The organism is Pseudomonas sp. Tri1, assembly GCF_017968885.1.
In the GTDB taxonomy this organism is placed as follows: domain Bacteria; phylum Pseudomonadota; class Gammaproteobacteria; order Pseudomonadales; family Pseudomonadaceae; genus Aquipseudomonas.
Genome location: NZ_CP072913.1, coordinates 1844596 through 1871588, shown reverse-complemented (window position 1 = coordinate 1871588; position 26993 = coordinate 1844596). Strand labels below are relative to the sequence as shown.

Here is a 26993-nt window from a genome sequence, read left to right as displayed (position 1 = left end):
TTTCCGGATCAACAAGAGGTTCAGCGGAACGTGCCGGGGGCCTTGAATAACAACGGCTGAGGCCGGGCCGGCCTACATTGCAAGGTGTCACAGGTAAACAATTGCGGGCGCTCGATCACATACCCTTGAGCGTAATCCACACCAATCTCCAGCAATGCCTGCTCGATCTGGGCGGTCTCAACAAACTCGGCAATGGTGCGCTTACCCATGACGTGGCCGATATGATTGATCACCTCGACCATTGCACGGTTAATCGGGTCGTCCAGCATATCCTTTACGAAACTCCCATCGATCTTCAGGAAGTCTACAGGTAAATGTTTCAGGTAAGCGAATGAAGACATTCCGGCGCAAAAGTCATCCAGCGAGAAATAGCAACCCAAGCTCTTGAGTTCATTGATAAAGCGAATGGCACTGCCCAGATTCGAAATGGCGCTGGTTTCGGTAATTTCAAAACAAATCATTTCTGGCGGAATCGAGTAGGCCGCGAACTGTTTACGCAGGAAGTCGAGGAACGCCTGATCTCCGATAGTAGTGCCTGACAGATTGATCGCACACATGGCCATGGGCGCCTGTCGCGACTCATTCAAGCACTGGCGGATGATCTTGAAGACATTTTCCACCACCCAACGGTCCAGGGAGGTCATCAGGCCATAGCGCTCTGCCGCCGGAATAAAACTGTCCGGCAGAATCATTCGCCCGGCTTCGTCATGCAGGCGCAACAGGATTTCAATGTGCCCACCGCCATGGTCACCCGGGCCCAGCGCGGCGATTTCCTGGGCGTAGAGACAGAAGCGGTTTTCCTCCAGGGCCATGTGCAAGCGCTGGACCCAGGCCATCTCGCCAAAGCGCAAGGACAACTCCGAGTCGTCCGCATGATAGACCTGGACCCGGTTGCGCCCCTTTTCCTTGGCCATGTAACAGGCCATATCGGCGGCGCGCAGGGACGCCTCCAGGGTCGTCGGGCTCTGGGCGATATGCACCAGGCCGATGCTCACGGTGGTCACGAACGGCCGGCCCTTCCAGACAAAGTGCAGGTTCTGCACTGTCTGGCGCAGCCCTTCAGCGATTTTTTCCGCCGCCTCCGGCGCACAGTTCTCCAGCAGGATGCCGAACTCATCGCCACCCAGCCGGGCCAGGGTGTCATTTTCGCGCAGGCCCGACTGCAACAAGGCGCAGATATGCCGCAACAACTCGTCACCCGCCGCATGGCCGCAGGTGTCATTGACCAACTTGAACTGGTCCAGGTCGAGAAACATCAAGGCATGGCGCCCGACCTGGCGGGTGAGGTTGTGCAAGGCCTGTTCCAGGCGATATTCGAACTCCCGACGATTCGCCAGGCCAGTCAGTGCATCATGGGTGGCCTGCCACGACAGGTTGGCGATGTATTGACGCTCCTGGGTCATGTCATGCAGCACCAGCACGGCGCCGCTGACCTTGCCTGCGTGACGGATCGGCGCCCCCACCAGGGTCACCGACACCGTGCTGCCGTCCAGACGCTGGATCAGCTTGGAATGTTCGCTGGCGCCACTGAGCCGACCGCTGAGGATATGCTCGATCAGCGTCAAGCCCTCGGTCTGTGCATTGTCGTCGAGCAGATTGAACAGCGCAGCCAAGGGCAATCCCGTTGCGTGTTCGGCCTTCCAGTGGGTCATCGCCTCGGCAGCGGGGTTCATGTAGGCAATGGCGCCTTCCACGTCGGTGGTGATCACCCCGTCGCCGATCGATTGCAGGGTGATCTGCGCACGCTCCTTCTCCAGTTGCAGCGCGCTGGCAAAGACCTGTCGCTGGGCCAGCAATTTATGGGTCCGCAACAACGCCAGGACGATCAACCCCAAGGCAGTGGCGAAGTTGGTCACCAGCAAAAGGCGCAGGATAAAGCGCGAGCCCTCCCCCAGCGCATCGCTGAAGGCCTTGGCAGCCGGAGTGACGGAGTCGTTGATCGCAAAGATCTGGGCCTTCCAGCCCCGGATGTCGCTTTCCGAAGCCTGCCCTGCGCTAATGCTGTCGTGCATTTGCCGGGCGACGTTATCCAGCTCGATCAGATAACCGTCGCCCACCGTCCAGAGATCGATAGCCTCTTCCAGGTAACTGAAGTGACGAAAATTCAGATAAAGCCAGATCACACTGGACACGTCGTCCGGGTGATTGCCGCCCTTGAGAATGCCTGCCCTTGCTGCTTCCAGGTCCGGCGGCTCGCGATCCAGCGCTACTCGCAGTTCATGGCCGCCCTCGGGTACGGCGATGGCTTGCTGGTATTTGCGAAAAATCGCCTCGTCACGGCTGTCGGCATACAGATTGAGGTAATAGATGGCGTCTTTCTGGCCCTTGGACCACAGACTTTCCCCCGCCACATAGCCGCGAACCGCAGACAAGACATAAAGGCTGACGCCTCCAAGCAAGGCTTGAAATAACACTACGGCAATAAAGGGCCAGACGATGCCCAGCAGCCGTGGTGTTGCGAGAGTCTGCTTTTGCTTCATGAGGTCCCTTGCACAGGCGCTGCCGGATGAACATCCGCGAGAATTCCGCTCCTGACTCCACAGCCTAGGCTAGTTTTCAACCCTTCGAATGACCGGATGAAGGATCGATGGGCTTTGGCTTGAAATTCGGAGGAAGTCGCGGAGTTTCCCTGAGTTTTTTCAGATACTAAGCGCAGAAAAGCATAGGAAACTCAAGGTTGCTGTATCTGTTGCAAGTGACCATAGAGTCGGGCGTACAAACCACCCTCGGCAATCAGTTGCATATGATCACCGTCCTCGGCGATTTGACCACCGTCAAATACCAGTACCCGATCGGCCTGTTTCACCGCCGACAACCGGTGGGCGATGATCAGCGTGGTGCGTCCACTGAGGAACCGCGCCAGAGCCTGGTGCAGGTTGTATTCAGTGGCGGCATCCAGCGCCGAGGTGGCTTCATCGAGAATCACCACCCGTGGCTCGGCCAGGACCATGCGGGCAATGGCCAGCCGCTGACGCTGGCCGCCCGACAGCCGCACCCCGGAACGCCCGACGACGCTCTCCAGGCCCAGGGGCAGCGCCCGCACCGTGGCATCGAGCTGGGCAATTTCCAGTGCCTGCCAGCAGGCCTCGTCGCTGCATTCTCGGCCCATGGAAAGGTTGGCACGCACCGTGTCGTTGAACAGCGCCGGGTGTTGCAACACCACGGCGACGTTCTCCCGAATGGTTTCCAGGCCGATCTCCTCCTGCGTGGCGCCGCCGAAACGGATGCTGCCGGCCTGCGGCGTGTACAGCCCCAATAACAATTGCACCAGGGTGCTCTTGCCGCCGCCGCTGGCCCCGACAATAGCTACTTTCTCGCCCGGCGCGATGGACAGGTTCAACTGGTCGAGTACCAGTTCCTCGCCATACCCAAAACTCAACCCCTGAATGTCGATGCCCACGGTGTCGCGCCCCTTGAACGGGTCGACCCCGCCGGGGTATTGCGGCTCGTCGGCACGGGCCAGTAGTTCGTTGATCCGCGACAGCGCACCGCCGGCGGCATAAAAGGCGTATTGCAGATTGAGCAGTTGCTCCACCGGACCGATCATGAACCACAAGTAACTGAACACCGCCAGCATCTGGCCGATGGACAGGTCGGAAAACAGCACGGTGAGCATGGCCGCGGCGCGGAAGATATCGATACCGAACTGGAACAACAAACCACTGGCACGGTTCGAGGCGTCGGTCTTCCACTGTGAACTCACCGCGTAATCGCGCACCTCCTTGGCGCGCAGCCCTAAACGACCGAGGAAATACCCCTGGCGGTTGCCCGCACGCACTTCCTGGATGGCATCCAGGGTTTCGGTCAGGGCCTGGGTGAACCGCGAGGTGCTGTCGTTCTCCAGTTTCTTGAGGTGCTTGACCCGTTTGCCCAACTGCACCGTGGCGTAGATCACCAACGGGTTGAACAACAGGATCAGCAGTGCCAGCTCCCAGTGCATCCACAGCAAAATGCCGGCGGTGCCCACCAGGGTCAGCATCGCCACCAAGAAACGGCTTAGGGTTTCGCCAACGAATTTGTCGAGGGTGTCCAGGTCGGTGACCAAGTGAGCTGCCACAGTGCCACTGCCCAGGCTTTCGTATTCGCCCAGGGAAATACGCTTGAGGCGTTCGATCAAGCGGACGCGAATGCGATAGACGATATCCTTGGCCAACCTGGCGAACAATCGCGCCTGCAACACGTTGAATAGCAACGCGCCGCAGCGCAGGGCCAAGGTCACCAACAGCATCAGGCCGATATAGCCGGCAGCGCTCTGCCAAGCCGTCGGCAGCGCCTGGTTCATGACCTTCAACGCCGCGTCGCCACGGCCCAGCAGGACCTCGTCCACCAACAGCGGCAACAACAATGGGATTGGTACGCTGCACAGCGTCGCCAGCACCGCTACGCCGTTGGCGATCCACAGGGCTTTTTTGTGTTTGAGGGCCAGCCTGCGAATTTCTGCCCAGCTCAACCGATCGATGCGCCGCGTGGCCGGTGCGTCATCCGCCAGGTCAGGCACAGGCCGCACGCTCCAGCCAGCGTCCCAGCAAGGGAGCCAATTGGCTCAGGGGTTGGTAGCCGTTAGTGAGCAAAGCCAGCTGGCCGTCACGTTCGGCCAGCAACGTGGGGAACCCTGCAATCCCCAGGTCCTGCACCCAGGTGAAATCCGCAGCGGTGGCCGCATGCAGATCGGCACGGTCGAATGCCGCGGCGAATTCGATGCGTGGCAACCCGGCCTGTTCGGCCAGTTCCACCAGGACGCTGGCATGGGTCACGTCGCGGCCTTGCACATAAAAAGCCTGCTGGATCAGCTTCACCAGCTTCCAGGCCAGGTCTGGCGCCAGGCTACGGGCCGTCACCACGGCCCGGCAGGCCGGCTCGGTGTCGTAGACGAAACCATCCGGTAACGCCCCCTCAACCTTGAAGGGTTGGCCGGTGGCCTGGGTGACGGCCTGCCAGTGCTCCAGGATGTAGCGCCGGGTGGTCGGCTCCAGCGCCGAGCCACTGCCCGTGCGCAAACCGCCCACCACCAGGTGCAGTTCGACGCCAGCGGCGTGAGCCTGCTCGACCAGTGCCTCGGCCACCGGCGCGAAACCCCAGCACCAGGAACACATCGGGTCCAACACATAGAGCAGGCGTGGCGCCATGGTTCAAGCCTCGGAAGATGACTGCTTGTAGTTGTAGCCGATCGGGTGCGGCATGTTGCGGGCCTTGGCCAGTTCGATCTGTTTTTGCCGGTCGATGGCACTGCGACGGGTCTTCTCGCTCAGCTTATCCCAGCAATGAGGACAGCTGATGCCCGGTACATAGTGTTCCGAGGCGCGGTCTTCGACGCTGACCGGTGTGCGACAGGCATGACATTGATCGTAGTCGCCTTCGCTGAGGTCGTGGCGAACGGTCACACGGTTATCGAACACGAAGCAGTCGCCGCGCCATTTGGTTTCTTCCTGAGGCACCTCTTCGAGGTACTTCAGAATGCCGCCCTTGAGGTGATAGACCTCATCGAAACCCTGGCCGAGCATGTAGCTCGAAGCTTTTTCACAGCGAATGCCGCCGGTGCAGAACATCGCGACTTTCTTGTGCCTGGCCGGGTCGAAGTTGGCCTTGATGTACTCAGGGAACTCACGAAAGCTGGTGGTCTTGGGGTCAATCGCGCCTTCAAAGGTGCCGATGGACACTTCGTAGTCGTTACGGGTGTCGATCAACAGCACTTCGGGATCGCTGATCAGCGCGTTCCAGTCCTGCGGCTCGACGTAGGTGCCGACCTGCTTGTTCGGGTCCACGCCTTCAACGCCCAGAGTGACGATTTCTTTCTTGAGCTTGACCTTGGTCCGGTAGAACGGCTGCTCGTCGCAGTACGACTCTTTATGGTCGATGTCGATCATGCGCGGATCGTTCTTGAGCCAGGCCAGCAGGCCGTCGATGCCTTCGCGGGTGCCGGAGACCGTGCCGTTGATGCCTTCTGCGGCGATCAGCAACGTGCCTTTGATGCCGTTGTCGAGCATGGCCTTGAGCAAGGGCTCGCGCAGCTCGACGTAATCTTCAAGGGTGACGAACTTATACAGTGCCGCCACGACAATGGGTTGTGTCATGGGTGTTTCTCCAGGTGGCTACCCTCGTAAAGGGTGAACCGGATACGAAAAAAAACGCGCCGGGTGAGCGGCGCGTTGCGGATTCTAACAAAAACATTTGGGTTACAGGACTGCAATTCCATAGCTTGCATATGTGTGGCGAGGGGATTTATCCCCTCGCCACACATAGCTCCTCACCACCGGTGGTCAGTGCTTGCTGCCACCGGCACAGGTCGGCGAAGCCGGAGCTGCCTCGATCTGCGCCCACTCCTCGGGAGTGTAGGTATGCAGCGCCAACGCATGGAATTCGCCCATCAGCTCGCCCAGCGTGCCGTAGACCTTCTGGTGGCGCTTGACGCGATTGAGCCCCTCGAACTGCCGGCTGACCACCACGGCCTTGAAGTGGGTCTGCACCCCACGGCTATGCATGTGGCTTTCATCCAGCACTTGCAGGTGCTCGGGCTGCAAGAGCCCGAGCGTCGATTCGATGCGTTGTAGCATGCTCATACCAGGCTCCGCTTACGGCTTTTTCTTGGCAGGGGCAGGTGCGGCGGCTTTTGGCTCAAGCTCGGCCGTCATGTCCGCCAGCAGCTTGTTGACCACTGGCACCGCGCTTTCAAGCTTGGCTTGGGTCATCTGGGCCGATTGCTGGGTCAGCTGCGGCATTTTTTCCAGGACTTTCTTGCCCAATGGCGACTGGTAGAAAGCTACCAGGTCCTTGAGCTCCGATTCGCTGAAGTTGCTGGTGTAGAGCTTGACCATGTCCGGCTTGAGCTTGTTCCAGCCGATGGCCTGGTCCAGGGCGGCATTGGCCTTGGCCTGGTAGGTTTCCAGGGTGGCTTTTTTCGACTCGGGCGCCTTGGTCTGTTCAAAGCGCTGGGCGAACATCTGCTGCACTTGCATGTACACCGGGGTTCCCAGTTTGTCAGCATGGGCCAAGGTCAGGAACGCTTCGGCACTGGCGTTGTGGCTGGCGGTATCGGCGAAAACAGGGCCGCTGGCACACACCAGAGCAACTGCGGTACAGATGGCACGAAGACGGGTCATCGAGTTTCCTTTCATAGCTGGCGAGGTAAAACCCCAAGGGCGACCATTCTGCGCCTAAAAAACGCCGGGCCTCAACCCCGAAGCTTGCCGGGTCCGATTGACGGACCGAACCGGCCGCCCCTAGATTGAGGGAACCGGTGCCGCCCATCAGGGCCTAAACTGCGCATTCAGCCCTACAGGAGTTTGACCCGATGAGCCGTATCGAAACCGACAGCCTTGGCCAGGTGGAAGTCCCGGATGACGCCTACTGGGGCGCCCAGACCCAGCGTTCCATGATCAACTTTGCCATTGGCAACGAACGCATGCCGCTGTCGGTGCTGCACGCCCTGGCGCTGATCAAGAAAGCCGCCGCACGGGTCAATGACCGCAATGGCGACCTGCCCGCCGACATCGCCCGCCTGATCGAACAGGCCGCCGACGAAGTGCTAGACGGCAAGCATGACGACCAGTTCCCTTTGGTGGTCTGGCAGACCGGCAGCGGAACCCAGAGCAACATGAACGTCAACGAAGTGATCGCCGGGCGCGCCAACGAGCTGGCGGGCAACCCCCGCGGCGGCAAGAGCCCGGTGCACCCCAACGACCACGTCAACCGCTCCCAGAGCTCCAACGATTGCTTCCCTACCGCCATGCACATTGCCGCCGTCCAGGCCGTCCAGCAGCAATTGCTACCGGCCATCGGTGAGTTGTCTGGCGGGCTGGCAGAACTGGCGGCGCGCCACATGAAGCTGGTCAAGACCGGTCGCACCCACATGATGGATGCCACGCCGATCACGTTTGGCCAGGAACTGTCGGCGTTCATTGCCCAGCTCGATTACGCCGAACGGGCAATCCGCGCCGCGCTGCCAGCGGTCTGTGAGCTGGCCCAGGGCGGCACTGCGGTGGGCACGGGGCTCAATTCGCCCCATGGTTTTGGCGAAGCCATCGCCGCTGAACTGGCGGCACTCTCCGGCCTGCCGTTTGTCACTGCACCCAACAAGTTCGCGGCGCTGGCCGGGCATGAGCCGCTGACCGCCCTGTCCGGCGCACTGAAAACCCTCGCCGTCACCCTGATGAAGATCGCCAACGACCTGCGCCTGCTGGGTTCCGGGCCACGGGCCGGGTTTGCCGAGGTGAAATTGCCGGCCAACGAACCGGGCAGTTCGATCATGCCCGGCAAGGTCAACCCGACCCAGTGCGAAGCCTTGTCGATGCTGGCCTGCCAGGTCATGGGCAACGACGTGACCATCGGTTTCGCCGCCAGCCAGGGCCATTTACAGCTGAACGTATTCAAACCAGTGATCATCCACAACCTGCTGCAATCGATCCGCCTGCTGGCCGATGGCTGCAGCAACTTCCAACAGCACTGCGTCGCCGGGCTCGAGCCGGATGCCGAGCAAATGGCCGCGCACCTGGAACGTGGATTGATGCTGGTGACCGCGCTGAACCCGCACATCGGCTATGACAAGTCCGCCGAGATCGCCAAGAAAGCCTACGGCGAAGGGTTGACCTTGCGTGAGGCGGCGCTGCAACTGGGGTACCTGACCGATGAGGAGTTCGACGCCTGGGTAAGGCCGGAGAATATGCTGGAGGCTGGTAGCCAGGGCTGAGCCTGCATCCCATGGAGATCAAATGTGGGAGCGAGCTTGCTCGCGATAGGGCCGGTCGACTCGACATCGACTGTCAGGCCGTCATCGCGAGCAAGCTCGCTCCCACAGTAGCCTTGTATCGTCTCTGCGTTGTTAACGCCCTGGCGCCAGCCGCTCGCGCCGGGCCCTGAGCCCTGCGATGAGCGACGGGCCCAGGGCAACCAGCGCCGATCCCAGCACCACCAGCACCGCCCCGCCGTACCCCAACAAATTGATTTGCTCGGCATGTACATAGTCTGGCCACCACCAGGCGGCCAGCGCCACTGCGGCGAAGGTCACCAGCGGTGTGATCGCCAGGGTCGCGCTGACTCGCGAGGCTTCCCAATGGGCCAGCGCCTCGGCAAACGCGCCGTAGGCAATCAGGGTGTTGAGGCAGCAGGCAAGTAACAGCCAGCCTTGCAGAGGGCTCAGTTGCAGTGCCTCCAACGGGTGCACCCAAGGTGTGAGCAGCAACGCACAGAACAGGTAGATCACCATCATCACCTGCAGCGAATTCCACACCGTCAACAGTTGCTTCTGGCCCAAGGCATAGAACGTCCAGACTGTAGAGGCCAGCAACACCATCAAGACCCCGGCGGTGTAGTCGCTCAGGGAGGTCAGCAACTCGCCCAGGCGCTGGTTGAAAAACAGCGCGAAGCCGATCAACAGCACCGCCAGGCCAATGCCCTGCCCCACGCTGAAACGTTCCTTGAACACAAACAGGCTGGCGACCAGCAACATGATCGGCCCCATCTGCACCACCAGTTGCGCCGTGCCGGGGCTCAAGCGGTTCAGGCCCATCAGGTACAACACGTAGTTGCCCACCAACCCGAGCACCGCCATCGCCACCAGCCACCCACCACGGGGGCCGAGCACCGTGCGACTAGGCAAGCGACGGGTAGCCCCCAGGTAGATGAACAACAAGCCGCCGGACACCAGCAAACGAAACCAGGTCACGGTGACCGGATCCATCACTTGCAACACTTGTTTGAGCTTGATCGGCAGGATGCCCCACAGCAAGGCCGTCAACAGGGCCAGGAACAGGCCATAGACCCAGCGACCGGACGATATGTGCATGCAACCCTCGAAGCTCAAGACATGAACGGCCATTCTAGGCGCCTATCACGCCAAGACACAGGGACAGTTGGGCAGAGGCCGCCCATGGAATTGTATAGGTCGCTGCCGTCGATCGGTTCGCCGGGCGCGAATCAAGGACAACACATATGCTCAATTTTGAGACAACCTCGCCGCCCTTTTGGAGATTCGCCATGCTTGGCAAACGCGCCCAGGATCCCGCCCCCACGACGATTTTTCGCAGCGACCGGATCTGCCGGGTTAATGGCGAGTTTTATTTCAATACCCGGGAAGGCACCCAGGAAGGTCCGTTCGCCAGCCGCGAGGCTGCAGAACGGGAGATAGAAGCGTATGTCGGGCGGATGCGACAGCTGACCCAGGTCGCCAGCTGAATGCGGTTCATCAGCCGGCACACAACCCTGTGGCGAGGGGATTTATCCCCGCTGGGTTGCGCAGCAACCCCTTCCAGGCAAATTAACGTGTTTCTGACAGACCGAGGTGTGAGGCTTCAGGGCTGCTTCGCAGCCCAGCGGGGATAAATCCCCTCGCCACACACAATCACCCTCGCCATCAATCAATTCGCGCTTATCTCACCGCCTCGAACAACCCCGTAGCCCCCATCCCACCACCCACGCACATGGTCACAATGCCGTAGCGCAGGTTGCGCCGTTGCAGCTCGCGCACCAAATGCCCCACCTGGCGCGAGCCGGTCATGCCGAACGGGTGGCCGATGGAGATAGAACCGCCGTTGACATTATATTTTTCGGGATCGATTTCCAGACGATTGCGGCTGTACAGGCATTGGGAAGCGAATGCCTCGTTGAGCTCCCACAAATCGATATCCGCAACCTGCAAGCCCCTGGCCTTAAGCAGCTTTGGCACCGAAAACACCGGACCGATGCCCATCTCGTCAGGCTCGCACCCCGCCACGGTAAACCCACGGAAAAACGCCTTGGGCTTGAGCCCCAGCGCCAGGGCTTTTTCCAGGCTCATCACCAGGGTCATCGAGGCTCCGTCGGACAATTGCGACGAGTTGCCCGCCGTCACTGAACCGTCTTCAGCGAATACCGGTTTCAGGCCAGCCAGGCTTTCATAGGTGGTGTCCGGACGATTGCAATCATCACGATCGACCACGCCATCGAGGATCTGCACCGCACCGGTGTGTTTGTCCTCGACCTTGTACTTGACCGCCATCGGCACGATTTCATCATTGAACAACCCGGCTGCCTGGGCCTGGGCGGTGCGTTGCTGGCTCTGCAAGGCGTAGCGGTCCTGCTCCTCGCGGCTGACCTGGTAACGCCGAGCAACGATCTCGGCCGTCTGGCCCATGGGGAAATAAATCCCCGGCACTTGCTCCTTGAGCAATGGGTTGATCAGGTTGTCAGTGTTGACGCTTTTCATCGTCAGGCTGATGGACTCCACACCACCGGCAACGATGATCTCGCTGCAACCGGAGGCAATCTGGTTGGCCGCGATGGCGATGGCTTGCAGGCCCGAGGAGCAGAAGCGGTTGAGGGTCATGCCGGCCGTGCCGATGCCCAACTGCGAGAGCACCGCCACGTTGCGACCGATGTTGTAACCCTGGGCGCCTTCATTGGAGCCGGCACCGACGATGCAGTCCTCGACGCTGGCCGGGTTGATGTCGTTGCGCGCCAGCAGGGCATTGACGCAGTGAGCCGCCATGTCGTCCGGACGGGTCATGTTGAACTTGCCGCGAAAGGACTTGGCCAGGCCGGTCCGTACGCTGTCGACGATCACCACTTCACGCATGGCTGTACCTCATTGTTGTTGTCAGTTAAGAGTGAATCGAGCATAAATCCACTGCATAACCGACCGCGACAATCATTCACCTCGCGTATGCGCACTCATCGCCTGATGCTGCCCTTCTTCGACTGACGAGCCTGTTTTTCCGAGCGCTCGAACGCCTCCTCCAGTGCCTGGTTCAGCGTGCGTAGCACCTTGACCCGCGCCCAGCGCTTGTCGTTGGCCTCCACCAGTGTCCACGGGGAAATCTCGGTGCTGGTGCGGTCCACCATGTCGCACACCGCTGCCCGGTAAGCGTCCCACTTGTCCCGATTGCGCCAGTCGTCTTCGGTGATCTTGAAGCGCTTGAAAGGAATTTCCTCGCGTTCCTGGAAGCGCTCCAGTTGAGTCTCCTTGTCGATGGCCAGCCAGAACTTGACCACCACCACGCCAGCGTCGGCGATCTGCTCCTCGAAGTCGTTGATTTCGCTGTAGGCCCGTAGCCAGTCGGCCGGGCTGCAAAACTCCTCGACCCGCTCCACCAACACCCGGCCATACCAGGAGCGGTCGAACATGGTGAACTTGCCCCGCGCCGGGATATGCCGCCAGAACCGCCACATGTACGGGTGGGCGCGCTCTTCTTCGGTGGGCGCGGCAATCGGCACGATGCTGTACTGCCGTGGGTCGAGGGCCGCCGCGACTCGCCGGATCGCCCCGCCTTTGCCCGCCGCATCGTTGCCTTCGAAGACGGCCACCAGGGCATGACGACGCATGCGCTTGTCCCGCAGCAAACCGGCGAACCGCGCCTGCTCGGTAATCAGTTGTTCTTCGTAATCGGCCTTGTCCAGGCGCAGCGTCATGTCCAGGCTACCGATCAGCGTCACCTGATCGTCCAGCGCCGGCAGCGGCGCCACATTCACTTTTTCCGATTTGACCTTCGGCCGGTCCAAGGCTTGGCGCAATCCTTCGAGCAGAATCCTTCCTACCGCGAGGTTGCGATAACAGCTGTCCACGCCTTCGATCACATGCCACGGTGCGTAATCGCGACTGGTGCGACGCAGCACTCGCTCACCGTATTTGACGAACTTGTCATAGGTCTGGGATTGCTGCCAATCCAGCGGGCTGATGCGCCAGCTGTGCAGTGGATCGTCCTTGAGCCCCTTGAGCCGGGCTTTCATCTGTTTCTTGGACAGGTGGAACCAGAACTTGAAGATCAGCGCGCCTTCATCGCAGAGCATTTTCTCCAGGCGCTCGGCGGCATTGATCGCCTGGTCGAGCCGTGGGTCCTTGAACTCGCCGTGGACCCGCCCCTGCAGCATCTGGCTGTACCAATTGCCGAAGAAAATCCCCATGCGCCCCTTGGCCGGCAGCATCCGCCAATAACGCCAGGCCGGAGGTCGCGCCAGCTCCTCGTCGGTCTGCTGGTCGAAGGTGCGCACTTCGATCAGCCGCGGGTCCATCCACTCGTTGAGCAACTTCACCGTCTCGCCCTTGCCCGCGCCTTCAACACCGTTGATCAGCACAATGACCGGGAAACGCCCCTGCTGCTGCAACTCGAATTGAGCTTCGAGCAGCGCTTCACGCAGGGCCGGCACCTCGGCTTCAAAGGTTTCTTTATCGATGGCGTGACCGATTTCAGCGGATTCGAACATGAACAGCTCCTTCCAGGGATTGGGGCAAGACTAGCGGATTGGAGGCAGCCGGGTGCAGCAGATTCCATCAAGAACAACGCTCTGTTGCGATGGGTCAAGCAAGCCGATACCGATCCGTTAGAATGGCCCTCCAGTTTTCACCGAGCCTGCCATGACGCCCATCCAGCACCACGCCCAACTCGACTGGGATGACCAGGGTCGCCCGCGTTCGCGGGTGTTCGACGACGTGTATTTTTCCGACCAGTCGGGCCTGGACGAAACCCGCTATGTGTTCCTTGAACAGAACAATCTGGCCGAGCGCTTTGCCGCGCTGCCGGATGACGGGCGATTGGTGATCGGCGAGACCGGATTCGGCACCGGCTTGAATTTCCTCTGCACCTGGCAGCTGTTCGAGCAGTGCGCACCGGCAGGTGCCCGACTGCATTTTGTCAGTGTCGAGAAATATCCGTTGAGCTTGGAAGATCTGCGCCGGGCCCTGGTCTTGTGGCCGCAACTCAAACGTCAGGCCGACCAATTGCTTGAGCAATATGTCGCGATCCACCAGGGTTTCCAACGCTTGGCATTGGCCAATGGGCGCGTGACACTGACCTTATTGATCGGTGATGCCCTGGAACAATTGCCGCAGCTGGACGCGCAAGTCGACGCCTGGTTCCTGGACGGTTTCGCGCCGGCAAAGAACCCCGACATGTGGACCGCCGAGCTGTTCGCCGAGTTGGCCCGGCTGTCGGCGCCTGGCGCTACCCTCAGTACCTTCACCAGCACCGGCTGGGTACGGCGGTTGTTGAACGCAGCGGGCTTCAAGATGAAACGCACGCCGGGTATCGGTCATAAGTGGGAAATCCTGCGTGGTGTGTTTCTCGGCTGGCCGGAGCAGACACCCGCGCCAACTCCGGCAAAACCCTGGTACGCCCGCCCTGCCGCGCAGAGCGGCGAGCGTCGGGCGCTGGTGATCGGCGGCGGCTTGGCCGGTTGTGCCAGCGCGGCCAGCCTGGCGGCCCGGGGCTGGCGGGTGACGCTGCTGGAACGTCATGCCGGCTTGGCCGAGGAAGCGTCCGGCAACCCGCAGGGCGTGCTGTACCTCAAGCTTTCCGCCCACGGCACGGCGTTGTCGCAAATGATCCTCAGCGGTTTCGGCTACACCCGGCGCGCTCTGGAACATCTGCAACGCGGCGTTGACTGGGACGGTTGCGGGGTCTTGCAGCTGGCCTTCAACGCCAAGGAAGCCGAGCGCCAGGCGCAACTGGCCGAGGCGTTTCCCCAGGATCTGCTGCATGCGCTCGATCAGCCACAGGCCGAGGCACGCTCCGGCATTGGCCTGGCCTGTGGCGGTTTGTTCTATCCCGAAGGCGGCTGGGTGCATCCGCCAGCATTGTGTCGCTGGCAGGCCTCGGGGCCGACGATTGACGTGCAGCCCCATCATGAAGTGTTGCAATTGCGCCGAGTCGACGGCCAATGGCAGGCCTGGGACGGCGAACGTTGCCTGGCCAGCGCGCCGGTGGCAATTCTCGCCAGCGCCGCCGAGATCAAGCGTTTCGAACCCGCTGCCGACTTGCCCCTCAAGCGCATTCGCGGGCAAATCACCCGCCTGCCACAGACCGCCCGCAGCCAGAGCCTGGCGACGGTGGTCTGCGCCGAAGGCTACGTCGCCCCGCCAAGGCAGGGCGAGCACACACTGGGAGCCAGTTTCGACTTCAAGAGCGACGACCTGACCCCTACCGCTGCGGAACACGCCGGCAACCTGCAGATGCTGGAAGAAATCTCCCTGGATCTGGTGGAGCGCCTGAATGCCAGCACCCTGGATCCGCAACACTTGGAAGGTCGCGCGGCGTTCCGTTGCACCAGCCCGGACTACCTGCCGATTGTCGGTCCGCTGGCTGACCGCCAGGCCTTCACCGAGGCGTATTCGGCCCTGGGCAAGGACGCTCGCCAGGTACCCGACAAGCCCTGCCCGTGGCTCGATGGCCTGTACGTCAACAGCGGCCACGGCTCACGGGGCCTGATCAGCGCACCGCTGTCGGGGGAACTGATCGCCGCCTGGCTGGACAACGAGCCGCTGCCCCTGCCCCGCAGCGTGGCCGAAGCCTGCCATCCGAATCGGTTTGCGTTGCGGGCGTTGGTTCGGGGCAAGGCCTAGCGCCGATCGCTGGCCCACCAAAAAAACCTGGGGGAGCGAGCTTGCTCGCGATGGCGGTGGCTCAGCCAGCACTGAATTGACTGACACATTGCTATCGCGAGCAAGCTCGCTCCCACACTAGGTACAAGTTCTCCCTGGGATGATGGGGCAGACCAAACGCCGCCACCCATCGGCTTATAACGCATCGATCTAAAACTCACAGCAATCCCCCCGGTCAGTTTCAGGGTACCCGCCATGTCGGCGCGTGCTGCTTGACCCCTCCCCAACGGAAAAACCGGTAAGGACTTATGTGCGGATTAGCTGGAGAGTTACGTTTCGATCAACAACCTGCGGACCTTGCGGCCGTAGAGCGAATCACCCATCACCTGGCCCCTCGCGGCCCTGACGCATGGGGTTTTCATAGCCAGGGCCCGATTGCCCTGGGCCATCGGCGCCTGAAAATCATGGACCTGTCCGACGGTTCGGCCCAGCCGATGATCGACAATCAACTGGGCCTGTCCCTGGCCTTCAACGGTGCGATCTACAACTACCCGGAACTGCGGGCCGAGCTCGAAGGCTTGGGCTATGCCTTTTATTCCGGTGGCGACACCGAGGTGTTGCTCAAGGGCTACCATGCCTGGGGCGAAGCGTTGCTGCCCAAGCTCAACGGCATGTTCGCCTTCGCCATCTGGGAGCGCGATGCCAAACGGCTGTTCATCGCCCGCGACCGCCTCGGCGTCAAGCCGCTGTACCTGTCGCGCACCGGCCAGCGCCTGCGTTTTGCCTCGGCATTGCCAGCCTTGCTCAAAGGCGGTGACATCAGCCCGATGCTCGACCCGGTGGCCCTCAATCATTACCTGAATTTCCATGCGGTAGTCCCGGCCCCACGTACCTTGCTGGCCGGTGTTGAAAAACTGCCGCCGGCCACCTGGATGCGCATCGAAGCCGACGGCCGCACCGAGCAGAAAACCTGGTGGACCCTGCCCTACGGTCCCCGGGCCGATGAGCAGAACCTGAACCTGGAAGACTGGATCGACCGGGTGCTCGACAGCACTCGCGAAGCGGTCGCCATTCGTCAGCGCGCCGCCGTCGATGTCGGCGTGCTGCTTTCCGGCGGCGTCGACTCGAGCATGCTCGTGGGCCTGCTGCGGGAAGTCGGCGTAGAAGACCTGTCGACCTTCTCTATCGGTTTCCAGGATGCCGGCGGCGAGCGCGGTGACGAGTTCCAGTATTCGGACCTGATCGCCAAGCACTACGGCACCCGTCATCACCAATTGCGCATCGACGAAAAAGAGATCATCGAACAACTGCCCGCGGCATTTCGTGCCATGAGCGAGCCGATGGTCAGCCACGACTGCATCGCCTTCTACCTGTTGTCCCGGGAAGTGGCCAAGCACTGCAAAGTGGTGCAAAGCGGCCAGGGTGCCGACGAGTTGTTCGCCGGTTACCACTGGTACCCGCAAGTGGACGGCGCCAGCGATCCGTACGCGGCCTATCGCGCAGCCTTCTTTGATCGCAGCTACGAAGAATATGCCGCCACCGTGCAGCCCAAATGGCTGACGGCCAACGACGCCGCCGGTGATTTCGTCAAAGAGCATTTCGCCCAGCCTGGCGCCGATGCGGCGGTGGACAAGGCCTTGCGCCTGGACAGCACGGTGATGCTGGTGGACGACCCGGTCAAACGCGTGGACAACATGACCATGGCCTGGGGCCTGGAAGCGCGCACGCCATTCCTCGACTACCGGCTGGTGGAACTCTCGGCGCGGGTCCCGGCGAAATTCAAGCTGCCCGACGGCGGCAAGCAAGTCCTCAAGGAGGCCGCCCGGCGGGTGATTCCCAGCGAGGTGATCGACCGCAAGAAGGGCTATTTCCCAGTGCCTGGCCTCAAGCACCTGGAAGGCAACACGCTGGCCTGGGTCCGTGAACTGCTGCTCGATCCCAGCCAGGATCGCGGTCTGTTCAACCCGGCCATGCTCGACCGCTTGCTCACCGACCCCAACGGCCAACTCACGCCGTTGCGTGGCTCGCGGTTGTGGCAACTGGCAGCGCTGAACCTGTGGCTCAGCGAGCAAGGAATCTGATTGATGAAACCTCATGCAACCGTTCACAACCAACGCCTCTTGCGTGGCCAGGCGCCCTCCTATGAACGCCTGCAGGCGCGCCTGGCCGAAGACGGCAGCGAATTGGGCGCCGACCCGATCGCGGTGCATTGCGGCTGGGGCCGATTGCTGATCGGTCACACCTTCCCGGACCCGGCAAGCCTGGCCCGGGAACTGCTCAACGAACAAGCCGGCGAACGCGACATTGCCTTGTACGTCGCCGCGCCCCAGCAGGTGCTGGGGCTGGAACCGGCGCAGTTGTTCCTCGATCCGTCCGACACCTTGCGCCTGTGGTTCAGCGACTATCGCCAGGCCACGCGGGTGTTTCGTGGCTTTCGGATTCGCCGGGCGCAAAGTGACGCCGACTGGCAGGCCATCAACCAGCTGTACCAGGCCCGGGGCATGCTGCCCATCGACCCGAAACGCTTGACCCCGCGTCACGAAGGCGGCCCGGTCTACTGGTTGGCCGAAGACGACGACAGCGGCGCCGTGATCGGCAGCGTCATGGGCCTGAATCATCAAAAGGCCTTTAACGATCCGGAAAACGGCAGCAGCCTCTGGTGCCTGGCCGTGGACCCACAATGCTCACGGCCGGGTGTTGGCGAAGTACTGGTACGCCACCTCGTCGAGCACTTCATGAGCCGCGGCTTGAGTTACTTGGACCTGTCGGTCCTGCATGACAACCGCCTGGCAAAAAACCTCTACGCCAAACTCGGTTTCCGCAACCTGTCGACCTTCGCCATCAAGCGCAAGAACGGCATTAACCAACCGCTGTTCCTGGGGCCAGGCCCCGAGGCGCCGTTCAATCCTTACGCGCGAATCATCGTCGAGGAAGCCCATCGTCGAGGCATCGAAGTGCAGGTGGACGACGCCGAGGCCGGGTTATTCACCTTGGTCCATGGCAGCCGTCGGGTGCGTTGCCGTGAATCCTTGAGTGACCTGACCAGCGCTATCAGCATGACTTTATGCCAGGACAAAAGCCTGACCCATAAGGTGCTGAAAAACGCTGGCCTGAACCTGCCAGCCCAGCAATTGGCGGGCAATGCCGACGATAACCTGGCGTTTCTCGATGAACACGAGCGGGTGGTGGTCAAGCCCTTGGACGGTGAACAAGGCCAAGGCGTGGCGGTGGACCTGCGCACGATCGAAGAAGTGCAGAGTGCCATCGACGCGGCCCGGCAGTTTGACAGCCGGGTCTTGTTGGAAAGCTTTCACGAGGGTCTGGACCTGCGGATCCTGGTGATCGGCTTTGAGGTGGTGGCGGCCGCCATCCGGCGTCCGGCGGAGGTGATCGGCGACGGCCAGCACACCATCGGCGCGCTGATCGAAGCCCAAAGCCGCCGACGGCAAGCCGCTACCGGGGGCGAAAGCAAAATCCCGATGGACGCAGAGACCCAGCGCACGCTGGGCGCGGCGGGGTTTGACTACGACAGCGTGCTACCGGCGGGCAAGCACCTGTTCGTACGGCGTACGGCGAATCTTCATACCGGCGGCGTCCTGGAGGATGTCACAAGCATCCTTCATCCGACCCTGGTCGATGCAGCGGTGCGAGCGGCACGGGCGCTGGACATCCCCATGGTCGGCCTCGACTTGCTGGTGCCGGCGGCCGATCAGCCCGAATACGTGTTCATCGAAGCCAACGAACGTGCCGGCCTGGCCAATCACGAACCGCAACCCACCGCCGAACGCTTTGTGGACTTGTTGTTTCCCCATAGCCAGGCGGTGGCCTAGCCCTCTACAGATCGCTCCCACGCTCCGCGTGGGAGCGCCTCAAGGGACGCTCCGCGTCCAGGTGACGCAGAGCGTCACCGGCTGCATTCCCACGCAGAGCGTGGGAACGAGCATGCGCTCAACCCATCAGGAGTTTCCATGATCAGCAAAATTCCCGAACCGAATCTCGAATACCTGCAAAAGGTCTTGCTGGAGATGCTCGCCATCCCCAGCCCGACCGGCTTCACCGACACCATCGTGCGCTATGTCGCCGAGCGGCTCGAAGAGCTGGGCATTCCTTTTGAAATGACCCGCCGCGGCACCATCCGCGCCACCCTCAAGGGGCGCAAGAGCAGCCCCGACCGGGCGGTATCAGCCCACTTGGACACCATTGGCGCAGCCGTTCGAGCCATCAAGGACAACGGTCGCCTGACCCTGGCCCCGGTGGGTTGCTGGTCCAGCCGGTTTGCCGAGGGCAGCCGGGTCAGCCTGTTCACCGATACCGGAGTCATTCGCGGGAGCGTGCTGCCGTTGATGGCATCCGGACACGCGTTCAACACTGCGGTGGATGAAATGCCCATCAGCTGGGATCACATCGAACTGCGCCTGGACGCCTACTGCACCACCCGCGCCGATTGTGAAACCCTGGGTGTGGGCATTGGCGACTACGTGGCCTTCGATCCCCTGCCAGAATTCACCGAGAGCGGCCATATCAGCGCCCGGCACCTGGACGACAAGGCCGGGGTCGCGGCGCTGCTGGCGGCGCTCAAGGCGATTATCGACAGTGGCGAAGAACTGCTGATCGACTGTCACCCACTGTTCACCATCACCGAGGAAACCGGCAGCGGCGCGGCGGCGGCCCTACCTTGGGACGTCAGTGAGTTCGTTGGCATCGACATCGCACCGGTCGCGCCCGGCCAACACTCAAGCGAACACGCGGTCAGCGTGGCCATGCAGGATTCCGGTGGCCCGTACGACTATCACTTGTCGCGGCACTTGCTGAAACTGGCCAAGGAGCACGACCTGCCGGCACGCCGCGACCTGTTCCGCTACTATTTCAGCGATGCCCATTCGGCCATCACTGCCGGCCACGACATCCGCACCGCCCTGCTCGCCTTTGGCTGCGACGCCACCCATGGCTACGAACGCACCCACATCGACAGCCTGGCTGCCCTCAGCCGCCTGCTCGGCGCCTACATCCTCAGCCCGCCGGTGTTCGCCAGCGACGCGCAACCGGCCCAGGGCTCGCTGGACCGTTTCAGTCACCAGATCGAACACGACACGCAGATGGAAAGCGATACCCGCGTGCCATCGGTGGACAGCCTGATCGGGCAGCGGTCGGATAACTGAGCCAGCTCGCGATTCCGGCTTACAACATGGCTCGCGCGGGTGTATCGCAATCCAATTGTGGGAGCGAGCTTGCTCGCGAAGGCGACGGCACATTCAGCATTGGTGCAAGCTGACTCACCGCTTTCGCGAGCAAGCCCACTGCCACAAGGATTGGCAATGACCGAAAAACCACAGGCTAGCCGCAAAAGCCCATTGGTCGTAGCATCGCGACAATGTCTAGCCGAGGTACACCATGCTGATTCCCCACGACCAACTCGAAGTCGACACACTCACTCGCCTGATCGAGGACTTCGTGACCCGCGACGGCACCGACAATGGTGACGACACCCCCCTGGAGACCCGTGTATTGCGGGTCAGGCAGGCGTTGACCAAAGGCCAGGCGCTGATCGTCTTCGACCCCGAGAGCGAACAGTGCCAACTGATGCTCAAGCACGACGTGCCCAAGCATCTATTCGACTGAACACGCCTTGCGAGCGGCATGGGCCTTTTTTCTCTGGATTTTTTCGTAGATTTCGGAGCGATGAACATCGATGTGCCGTGGCGCCTCCACGCCAAACCGCACGGTGCTGCCACTGACCGACAGCACACGAACGGAAATATCGTCACCGATGGAAATCAATTCACCCACAGCGCGGCTGAGTACGAGCATGGTTCTTATCCTTAAGACTGTCTGGACCTTGACCATGCCCGGCCTGTTGCCTGTTCTCAAGACACCCCCAGGAATTCAGTAATCCCCTACAATCAAGACTCTGGCGACTGAAGGAAACTTCCTGCAAAACTCGGTCAAACGGCTCCTTTCAAGAGGCCGAGAACCGTGGGCCGAACAGAATCACACTCGCCCCCAGTACACAGAGCGCCACCCCGATCCAGTCGGACCCCAGCGGCCGCACGCGCTCGACCATGGCCAGCCAACCAATCGAGGCAATGATGTAGATACCGCCATAGGCGGCGTAGGCGCGGCCGGCGTAGGTCGCCTCGATGCGAGTCAGCAATAGCGCGAACAGCGTGAGGCTCAGTAGTGCCGGCACGATCCACCAGGCACTCTTGCCCTGTCGCAGCCACATCCAGAAGGCGTAGCAGCCGGCGATTTCAAACAGCGCGGCGAGAAAAAACCACAAGTAATTGAGCATGAGGGTGTCCTTCAGGAGGGCTGGGTCGCGCCATCCTGAGGACACCGGGCATTCAGGTCAACTCGGGTTCTGACGGGCCTTGGCGCGCATCTTGTCGGCCATGACGGTCATTTCGTCGTACAGCAACTGCGGGTTCTTCTGCTTGATGGCCCAGGCCATCCGGCCCTGCTCATGGGGCAGGATCATGAACTGGCCCTCGGCGACCTGCTGGTAGATGTAATCGGCAATGTCGGCGGCGGTGATCGGCGAGCTTTCCAGTAACTTGCCCACTTGGGCCTTCATCGCCGGGGTCGGGCCGCGGAAGGAATCCAGCAGATTGGTCTGGAAGAACGAAGGGCAGACGACATGCACGCCGATCTCCTGCTGCGCCAGTTCGATCAACAGGCTTTCCGACAACGCCACCACCCCAGCCTTGGCCACGTTGTAATTGCTCATGGCCGGCCCCTGCATCAGGGCCGCCATGGAGGCGATGTTGATGATTTTGCCGCGGCTTTTTTCCAGTAACGGCAGGAAGGCCTTGCAGCCCTTGACCACGCCCATCAGGTTGATCGCGATCTGCCAGTCCCAATCTTCCAGGGAGAGTTCGCTGAAGAACCCGCCCGATGCCACACCAGCGTTGTTGACGATGATGTCGATGCCGTCGAGCTTCTCTTCGCAGGCCTGGGCGAACGCGGTCAGTTGGCTGTAGTCGCGCACATCGCAACGCTGGACGAAGCCCTCGCCACCAGCGGCGCGCACCAACCTGAGGGTTTCCTGAAGGCCAGGCTCACTGACATCCGACAAGGCCAGGCGCCAGCCTTCGCGGGCCCAGCGCAGCGCGATTTCGCGACCCAGGCCAGAGCCGGCACCGGTGATCATCATGCGATTTTGCATAGCAAACAGCCTTGTTGTTCCGGGAAAGATGGATCGAGTGTAGCGAAGGACCTGACGCGACCCACGCTCCATCAGATTGCTGAATGGCGGGGGCAAACCGTAATAGGTTTTGATCGAAGCGCGGCCTCTGTGGCGAGGGGGTTTATCCCCGTGGGTTGCGTAGCGGCCCCTGGCTTGGGGTTGCTACGCAACCCTACCGGGATAAACCCCCTCGCCACAGGGTATTGGGCTGCAAAAATGCTCTGCCATACGACAACAAAAAACTTTGAATTTTTTATAGGACGCCAAGGTCGGAGTTAATAAGCCGCCCGGATTTAACGCATGCGTGCTGGTAGTTGAAAGTTGCATCACTCCAGAACTGACCAATAAGGAAATCAACAATGGGCACAATACTCATCATTATCCTGATCCTCCTGCTGATCGGTGGTCTCCCGGTCTTCCCGCACTCCAGAAGTTGGGGTTACGGCCCGTCCGGTATCATCGGTGTAGTGTTGGTGGTGCTGTTGGTCCTGCTGTTACTGGGCAAGATATAAACCACTAAGTAAGCATAAAAAAAGAGGCCTCTGCAGGCCTCTTTTTTTACGCTCGCCGATAATCAGTCCGGCTTGCCGTCAACCACGCCGGCGGTGTTGTCCAGCAGGCTTTTGGTGGCGGTCTGCAGGAACGATTCGAGCTGCAATTTCATCTGCTCGGTATCCGGTGCATCCGGGATGATTTCCGCATGCGGGTTGGCACCCAATTCATAGCGGTACATCTTCGGCGGCATTTCCTTTTCCTTCGGCAACACCAGGATCTTGTCGTCACGAATGATCGCCGTCGTCTGCTCGCTGCCCGACGGCTTGATCACACCAAAACCGGTGTCACCCGCTGGCAGGTTCAACAGGTCGCGGCCCCAGCACTGGTTACGCACCTGGCCGCCGATACGGCCCATGATGGTCGGAACGATATCAACCTGCGTACCCACGGTATGGTTGCGCTGGCCAAACTTCTCCTGGATGCCCGGGCCGATCAACAGCATCGGAACGTTGAAACGCCCCAGGTCCATTTCGGTAATCTGGCGTTCATTGCCGAAACCATGGTCACCGACCACGACAAACAGCGTTTCCTTGAAGTAAGGCTCCTTGCGGGCCTTCTCGAAGAACTGGCCCAACGCCCAGTCGGCGTAGCGCATGGCGGTGAGATGTTCGTTCAGGCTGCCACGGTCGGTGACCGGCGCCACCGGCAACGGCGTCGGCAGTGCGTACGGCGTGTGGTTGGACAGGGTTTGCAGCAAGGCATAGAACGGCTTGCCGTTTTCCCGTGCCTTGAGCTCGACCAGGCCGCGGTCGAACATATCCTGGTCGGACACACCCCAGGTCGGATCGGAGAACACCGGGTTGACGAAGTCATTACGCCCGATGAACGTGGTCATGCCCTGGCTGCTGAAGAAACCTGACTGGTTGTCCCAGGCGAAATCACCGTTGTAGACATACACGTCGTCGTAGTCACGGGCGCTGAGCAGTTGCGGCAGGCCCGACAGTTTGTGGCTGCCTTCGGGGGTCTGCATCAGGTATTCGAAACCCGGCAGGTTCGGAAAGCACGCCATGGTGGCGAACATGCCTTGGTGGGTGTGGGTGCCGTTGGAGAAGAAACGGTCGAACAACAGGCCTTCCTTGGACAGTTTATCCAGGTAAGGGGTGATGTTGCCCGGCGCGCCCAAGGCGCCCACCGAGTGACCGGCCATGCTTTCCATGAGGATCACGACCACATTCTTGATAGGCAGGGTCTTGTCGGCCGGCGGCGTGTAGTCACGGCGCACGGCGGCCGTCTGGGTATCCACCAGTTTGTCGTCGGACATCACCAGCATGTCGCGCACGGTCTGTTGTGCCAGGGGCTGCTCGAGAGTGGCTTTCCAGATGTTGTCACGGTCTTCGGACATCCGGCTCTTGGCCGCCGCCACCAGTGACAGCGTGCCATTGAGGCCCAACTGGTTGGCGAAGTTCGAATCGGTGGTGTAGACATCACCCCAGCGCAGGGGTGGGCCCTGGCGCAGGGTGCCACGGGCGGCGGTCACGGCGACCAGCAAGCACACGACGAACACCACGATCCGGGCGTACCACGGGGCAATCTGGCGCGTGCCGATGCTGCCGCCGCTGAAAGGCCCACGAGGGCGAGTCGCACGGTCGGCGCCCTTGAACGCCAGGCTCAGGATGAGAGTGCCGCCGACCCAGGCCAGCAGGTAACGCACTACCGGAAAACCGTACCAGAGCATGCTCATCACGGTTTTCGGATCTTCCTTCACATACTGGAAGACCAGGCCGTTGAGGCGCTGGTGGAATTCACGGTAGAAGTCCATCTCCATCAGGCCCAGGAACAGCGCGATGCTGGAGGTGACAGTCAGCCACAGACGAAAGAACCCACGCGCCGCCATGGCCCGCGCACTGAACAGGGCCAGCAGCAACGGGATACAGAGGTAGACCACCAGGCGCAGGTCGAACCGCAGGCCGTTGATGAACGCTTCAACGAAGGTCGAGGCCGGGGTGTCGAGAATCATCTCGCGGTTATAAACCAGCAGCGCCACGCGCAGCAGGCTGAACATGACCATCATCACCAAGGCACAAAGCAACGTGTAGGCCAGGTGCGATTTGACGGTCGGTTGCAGCAGGCGATGCGTGGTGCGCTGCTGACTCAGGGCGTCCGGAATTGCCATGTCGATTGAGGACCTATTGGAGTTGAAGTGACAAAAAGAACAACGGCGCGCCCTCTGTCGACCAATGCCTGGCCCCGGGGCTTGCGCGAGTGCGCAAATGTTGCACGAACGGCTAAGGCATTGCCATTAAATAACCGACGGCGATAAAGCGCGGGAGATTGTCCGCAAGATTTTGTGAAAATTTTGTGCAATGAACATCTGGAAACACAAAAGCCCCTACTCATTCAAGCGGGAACGGTTGTGGCGAGGGGATTTATCCCCGCTGGAGCGCGTAGCGGTCTTGAATCCGACAGCGCGGTGTACCAGCGCCATTGGGTCGCTGCTTTAGGGCTGCTTCGCAGCCCAGAGGGGATAAATTCCCTCGCCACAGGTGATGCTTTGATTCAGTCGTTACTCGGCTTGTTGATCGCCTGCAATACGTATTGCGGCATAGCGAAGGCACCGATGTGAACTTCGGGGTTGTAGTAACGGGTGACGATACCGCTGCCAATGAAGCGCTCGCGCAGGGTCTCGCGGGACAGCTTGCGATAGGCCGTGTCGGTCGAGCCCCAGGCGAAGGTCATGGCGCCGCCGATGTAGGTCGGCACGGCAGCCTGGTAGAAATGCCAGTCGGCAAACAGGCCACGCAGGCGGCCGGCAGTGGTCTGAACTTCGCCCAGTTGCATGAACGGCGTACCGTTCTGGGTCACCAGGATGCCGCCATCGTTCAGGCAGCGATGGCACGCCTGGTAGAAGTTCTCCGAGAACAGCACTTCACCCGGGCCAATCGGGTCGGTGGAGTCGGAAATGATGACGTCGAATTTTTCCTGGGTAGTGGAGACGAAACGCATGCCGTCGTCGATCACCAGGTTCAAGCGCGGGTCGTCGTAGGCACCCTTGGAATGGTTGGGCAGGAATTCCTTGCACATATCCACCACGGTGCCGTCGATTTCCACCATGGTGATGTGCTCGACACCCACGTGCTTGGTCACCTCACGCAACATACCGCCGTCGCCGCCACCGATGATCAGCACGCGCTTGGCCGCGCCGTGGGCGAGGATCGGCACATGGGTCAGCATCTCGTGGTAGATGAATTCGTCGGCTTCGGTGGTCTGGATCACACCGTCCAGCGCCATCACCCGGCCCATGCGCGGGTTCTCGAAGATCACCAGATGCTGGTGCTCGGTGCGCACTTCGTGTAGCAGCTTGTCCATCCGAAAACGCTGGCCGTAGCCTTCGTAGAGGGTTTCCAGGTAGTCGCCGGTCGGGGTAGTCGTCATGGTCAGGTGCTCCGATAAATACGCGGTTGGCCGATGAAGGCTCGCAAAGGCGCGCATTCTACGACGATGAACATGACAGGTCGAACCTTGAAGGCCCCTGCTCGCTCAAACACCGCCCCCCTACCCTCGGTTCAAACAAGCCTCTGTGACGAGGGAGCTTGCTCTTTCGCCACGGGGCAATTGCCAATCCCTAGTGGAATTGACGCCCCAACCCCGACGGTACGCCTTCGATGGTGGTTTCTTCCCACGGGCCGTTCGGGCTGACGGAGCGGCTCCAGCCGTTGTTCCAACGGTAATAGGTGCGCTGGCGATAGAAGGTATTGGTCTGATTATCCAGAACATAGACTCCCAGCTTGGCATCCCAATGGCTGTTGCCTCCCGGCGGCGGAGCGAAGCTGGCGGAGGTGCGGGGCAGCGGTTTGGCCGGTTTGTTCGGAGTAACAGGCTTGCCCGGTGGTGTCGACGGCCCCGGCTTGGTGGTCGGGGTCGAAGGCGCAATGGGTGGCAGCGGTGCCGAAGGCTCTGGCGGGCGCTGGACCGCACAAGCGCTCAAGCCCAAAACGAGCGTGAGCAAGGTGATACGAGCGATGGCGGTCATGG

At 61.2% G+C, this 26993-nt stretch carries 23 protein-coding genes; 8 read left to right on the top strand and 15 right to left on the bottom strand.

All coding sequences use genetic code 11. The annotated features are described in order from the left end of the window. Positions 1-20 precede the first annotated feature (20 nt). From J9870_RS08315 to J9870_RS08290, 6 genes are all read right to left on the bottom strand, one after another. Positions 21-2480: an EAL domain-containing protein gene (locus J9870_RS08315; RefSeq protein ID WP_210643472.1), complete on the bottom strand. Its 2460-nt coding sequence runs from the start codon at positions 2478-2480 to the stop codon at positions 21-23. A 191-nt stretch (positions 2481-2671) separates the two neighbouring features. Continuing rightward, positions 2672-4498 carry an ABC transporter ATP-binding protein gene (locus J9870_RS08310; protein ID WP_210643471.1) on the bottom strand — a complete coding sequence of 609 codons (1827 nt, stop codon included), beginning with the start codon at positions 4496-4498 and terminating at the stop codon, positions 2672-2674. Beyond that, positions 4491-5126 (bottom strand): DsbA family protein, encoded by a 636-nt coding sequence (locus tag J9870_RS08305; RefSeq protein ID WP_210643470.1) that lies wholly within the window; start codon positions 5124-5126, stop codon positions 4491-4493. The genes J9870_RS08310 and J9870_RS08305 overlap by 8 nt, the downstream gene beginning before the upstream one ends. A gap of 3 nt (positions 5127-5129) precedes the next feature. Beyond that, positions 5130-6071: a rhodanese-related sulfurtransferase gene (locus J9870_RS08300; RefSeq protein ID WP_210643469.1), complete on the bottom strand. Its 942-nt coding sequence runs from the start codon at positions 6069-6071 to the stop codon at positions 5130-5132. 186 nt (positions 6072-6257) lie between these two features. Beyond that, on the bottom strand, positions 6258-6557 hold the full coding sequence (locus J9870_RS08295) for a BolA family protein (RefSeq protein WP_210643468.1): 300 nt from the start codon (positions 6555-6557) through the stop codon (positions 6258-6260). Positions 6558-6569: 12 nt separating this feature from the next. Further along, positions 6570-7097 (bottom strand): DUF2059 domain-containing protein, encoded by a 528-nt coding sequence (locus tag J9870_RS08290; RefSeq protein WP_210643467.1) that lies wholly within the window; start codon positions 7095-7097, stop codon positions 6570-6572. Positions 7098-7288: 191 nt separating this feature from the next. On the opposite strand from J9870_RS08290, the gene J9870_RS08285 reads away from it, so the two are divergent. Continuing rightward, complete coding sequence (locus tag J9870_RS08285) at positions 7289-8683, top strand: class II fumarate hydratase (protein ID WP_210643466.1); 1395 nt, start codon at positions 7289-7291, stop codon at positions 8681-8683. A gap of 132 nt (positions 8684-8815) precedes the next feature. On the opposite strand, the gene J9870_RS08280 is transcribed toward J9870_RS08285, so the two are convergent. Beyond that, positions 8816-9778, bottom strand: a complete 963-nt coding sequence (locus J9870_RS08280) for a DMT family transporter (protein ID WP_210645151.1) — start codon at positions 9776-9778, stop codon at positions 8816-8818. Positions 9779-9969: 191 nt separating this feature from the next. Between J9870_RS08280 and J9870_RS08275 the strand changes: the two genes are divergently transcribed. Beyond that, positions 9970-10167 carry a DUF6316 family protein gene (locus tag J9870_RS08275; RefSeq protein ID WP_135844339.1) on the top strand — a complete coding sequence of 66 codons (198 nt, stop codon included), beginning with the start codon at positions 9970-9972 and terminating at the stop codon, positions 10165-10167. A gap of 193 nt (positions 10168-10360) precedes the next feature. Here the strand turns inward: J9870_RS08275 and J9870_RS08270 are convergent, their stop codons facing one another. After that, complete coding sequence (locus J9870_RS08270; protein WP_210643465.1) at positions 10361-11545, bottom strand: thiolase family protein; 1185 nt, start codon at positions 11543-11545, stop codon at positions 10361-10363. A gap of 95 nt (positions 11546-11640) precedes the next feature. Next, positions 11641-13170, bottom strand: a complete 1530-nt coding sequence (gene pap / locus J9870_RS08265; protein WP_210643464.1) for a polyphosphate:AMP phosphotransferase — start codon at positions 13168-13170, stop codon at positions 11641-11643. A gap of 151 nt (positions 13171-13321) precedes the next feature. Here pap and mnmC point away from each other — a divergent pair, with 151 nt between their 5' ends. The 5 genes from mnmC to J9870_RS08240 all read left to right on the top strand — a co-directional run bounded on the left by mnmC (position 13322) and on the right by J9870_RS08240 (position 20902). Next, the gene (mnmC, locus tag J9870_RS08260; protein WP_210643463.1) at positions 13322-15304 is read left to right on the top strand and encodes a bifunctional tRNA (5-methylaminomethyl-2-thiouridine)(34)-methyltransferase MnmD/FAD-dependent 5-carboxymethylaminomethyl-2-thiouridine(34) oxidoreductase MnmC; all 1983 of its coding nucleotides are present in this window, start codon (positions 13322-13324) and stop codon (positions 15302-15304) included. 287 nt (positions 15305-15591) lie between these two features. Next, positions 15592-17364 carry an N-acetylglutaminylglutamine amidotransferase gene (locus J9870_RS08255; RefSeq protein ID WP_210643462.1) on the top strand — a complete coding sequence of 591 codons (1773 nt, stop codon included), beginning with the start codon at positions 15592-15594 and terminating at the stop codon, positions 17362-17364. A 3-nt stretch (positions 17365-17367) separates the two neighbouring features. After that, positions 17368-19113, top strand: a complete 1746-nt coding sequence (gene ngg / locus J9870_RS08250) for an N-acetylglutaminylglutamine synthetase (RefSeq protein WP_210643461.1) — start codon at positions 17368-17370, stop codon at positions 19111-19113. 141 nt (positions 19114-19254) lie between these two features. Continuing rightward, entirely contained in the window at positions 19255-20442 is a 1188-nt protein-coding gene (locus J9870_RS08245) for an osmoprotectant NAGGN system M42 family peptidase (RefSeq protein ID WP_210645149.1), read from the top strand. Between the two features lie 232 nt (positions 20443-20674). Beyond that, entirely contained in the window at positions 20675-20902 is a 228-nt protein-coding gene (locus tag J9870_RS08240) for a YheU family protein (RefSeq protein WP_003199186.1), read from the top strand. On the opposite strand, the gene csrA is transcribed toward J9870_RS08240, so the two are convergent. The 3 genes from csrA to J9870_RS08225 form a co-directional block, all read right to left on the bottom strand. After that, on the bottom strand, positions 20891-21091 hold the full coding sequence (csrA, locus tag J9870_RS08235) for a carbon storage regulator CsrA (protein ID WP_210643460.1): 201 nt from the start codon (positions 21089-21091) through the stop codon (positions 20891-20893). The two genes, J9870_RS08240 and csrA, sit on opposite strands and share 12 nt — an antisense overlap. A gap of 148 nt (positions 21092-21239) precedes the next feature. Continuing rightward, the gene (locus tag J9870_RS08230; protein WP_210643459.1) at positions 21240-21572 is read right to left on the bottom strand and encodes a YnfA family protein; all 333 of its coding nucleotides are present in this window, start codon (positions 21570-21572) and stop codon (positions 21240-21242) included. 57 nt (positions 21573-21629) lie between these two features. Beyond that, a complete protein-coding gene (locus J9870_RS08225; protein ID WP_210643458.1) occupies positions 21630-22445 on the bottom strand; it encodes an SDR family oxidoreductase in 816 nt (271 codons plus the stop codon). A 380-nt stretch (positions 22446-22825) separates the two neighbouring features. Here J9870_RS08225 and J9870_RS08220 point away from each other — a divergent pair, with 380 nt between their 5' ends. Further along, positions 22826-22978, top strand: coding sequence for a DUF3309 family protein (locus J9870_RS08220; protein ID WP_003183939.1), 153 nt, complete (start codon positions 22826-22828; stop codon positions 22976-22978). 62 nt (positions 22979-23040) lie between these two features. On the opposite strand, the gene J9870_RS08215 is transcribed toward J9870_RS08220, so the two are convergent. From J9870_RS08215 to J9870_RS08205, 3 genes are all read right to left on the bottom strand, one after another. Continuing rightward, the gene (locus J9870_RS08215; RefSeq protein ID WP_210643457.1) at positions 23041-25134 is read right to left on the bottom strand and encodes an LTA synthase family protein; all 2094 of its coding nucleotides are present in this window, start codon (positions 25132-25134) and stop codon (positions 23041-23043) included. A gap of 383 nt (positions 25135-25517) precedes the next feature. Further along, entirely contained in the window at positions 25518-26393 is an 876-nt protein-coding gene (gene speE, locus J9870_RS08210; protein WP_210643456.1) for a polyamine aminopropyltransferase, read from the bottom strand. Between the two features lie 190 nt (positions 26394-26583). Beyond that, entirely contained in the window at positions 26584-26991 is a 408-nt protein-coding gene (locus J9870_RS08205; protein ID WP_210643455.1) for a hypothetical protein, read from the bottom strand. Positions 26992-26993 lie beyond the last annotated feature (2 nt).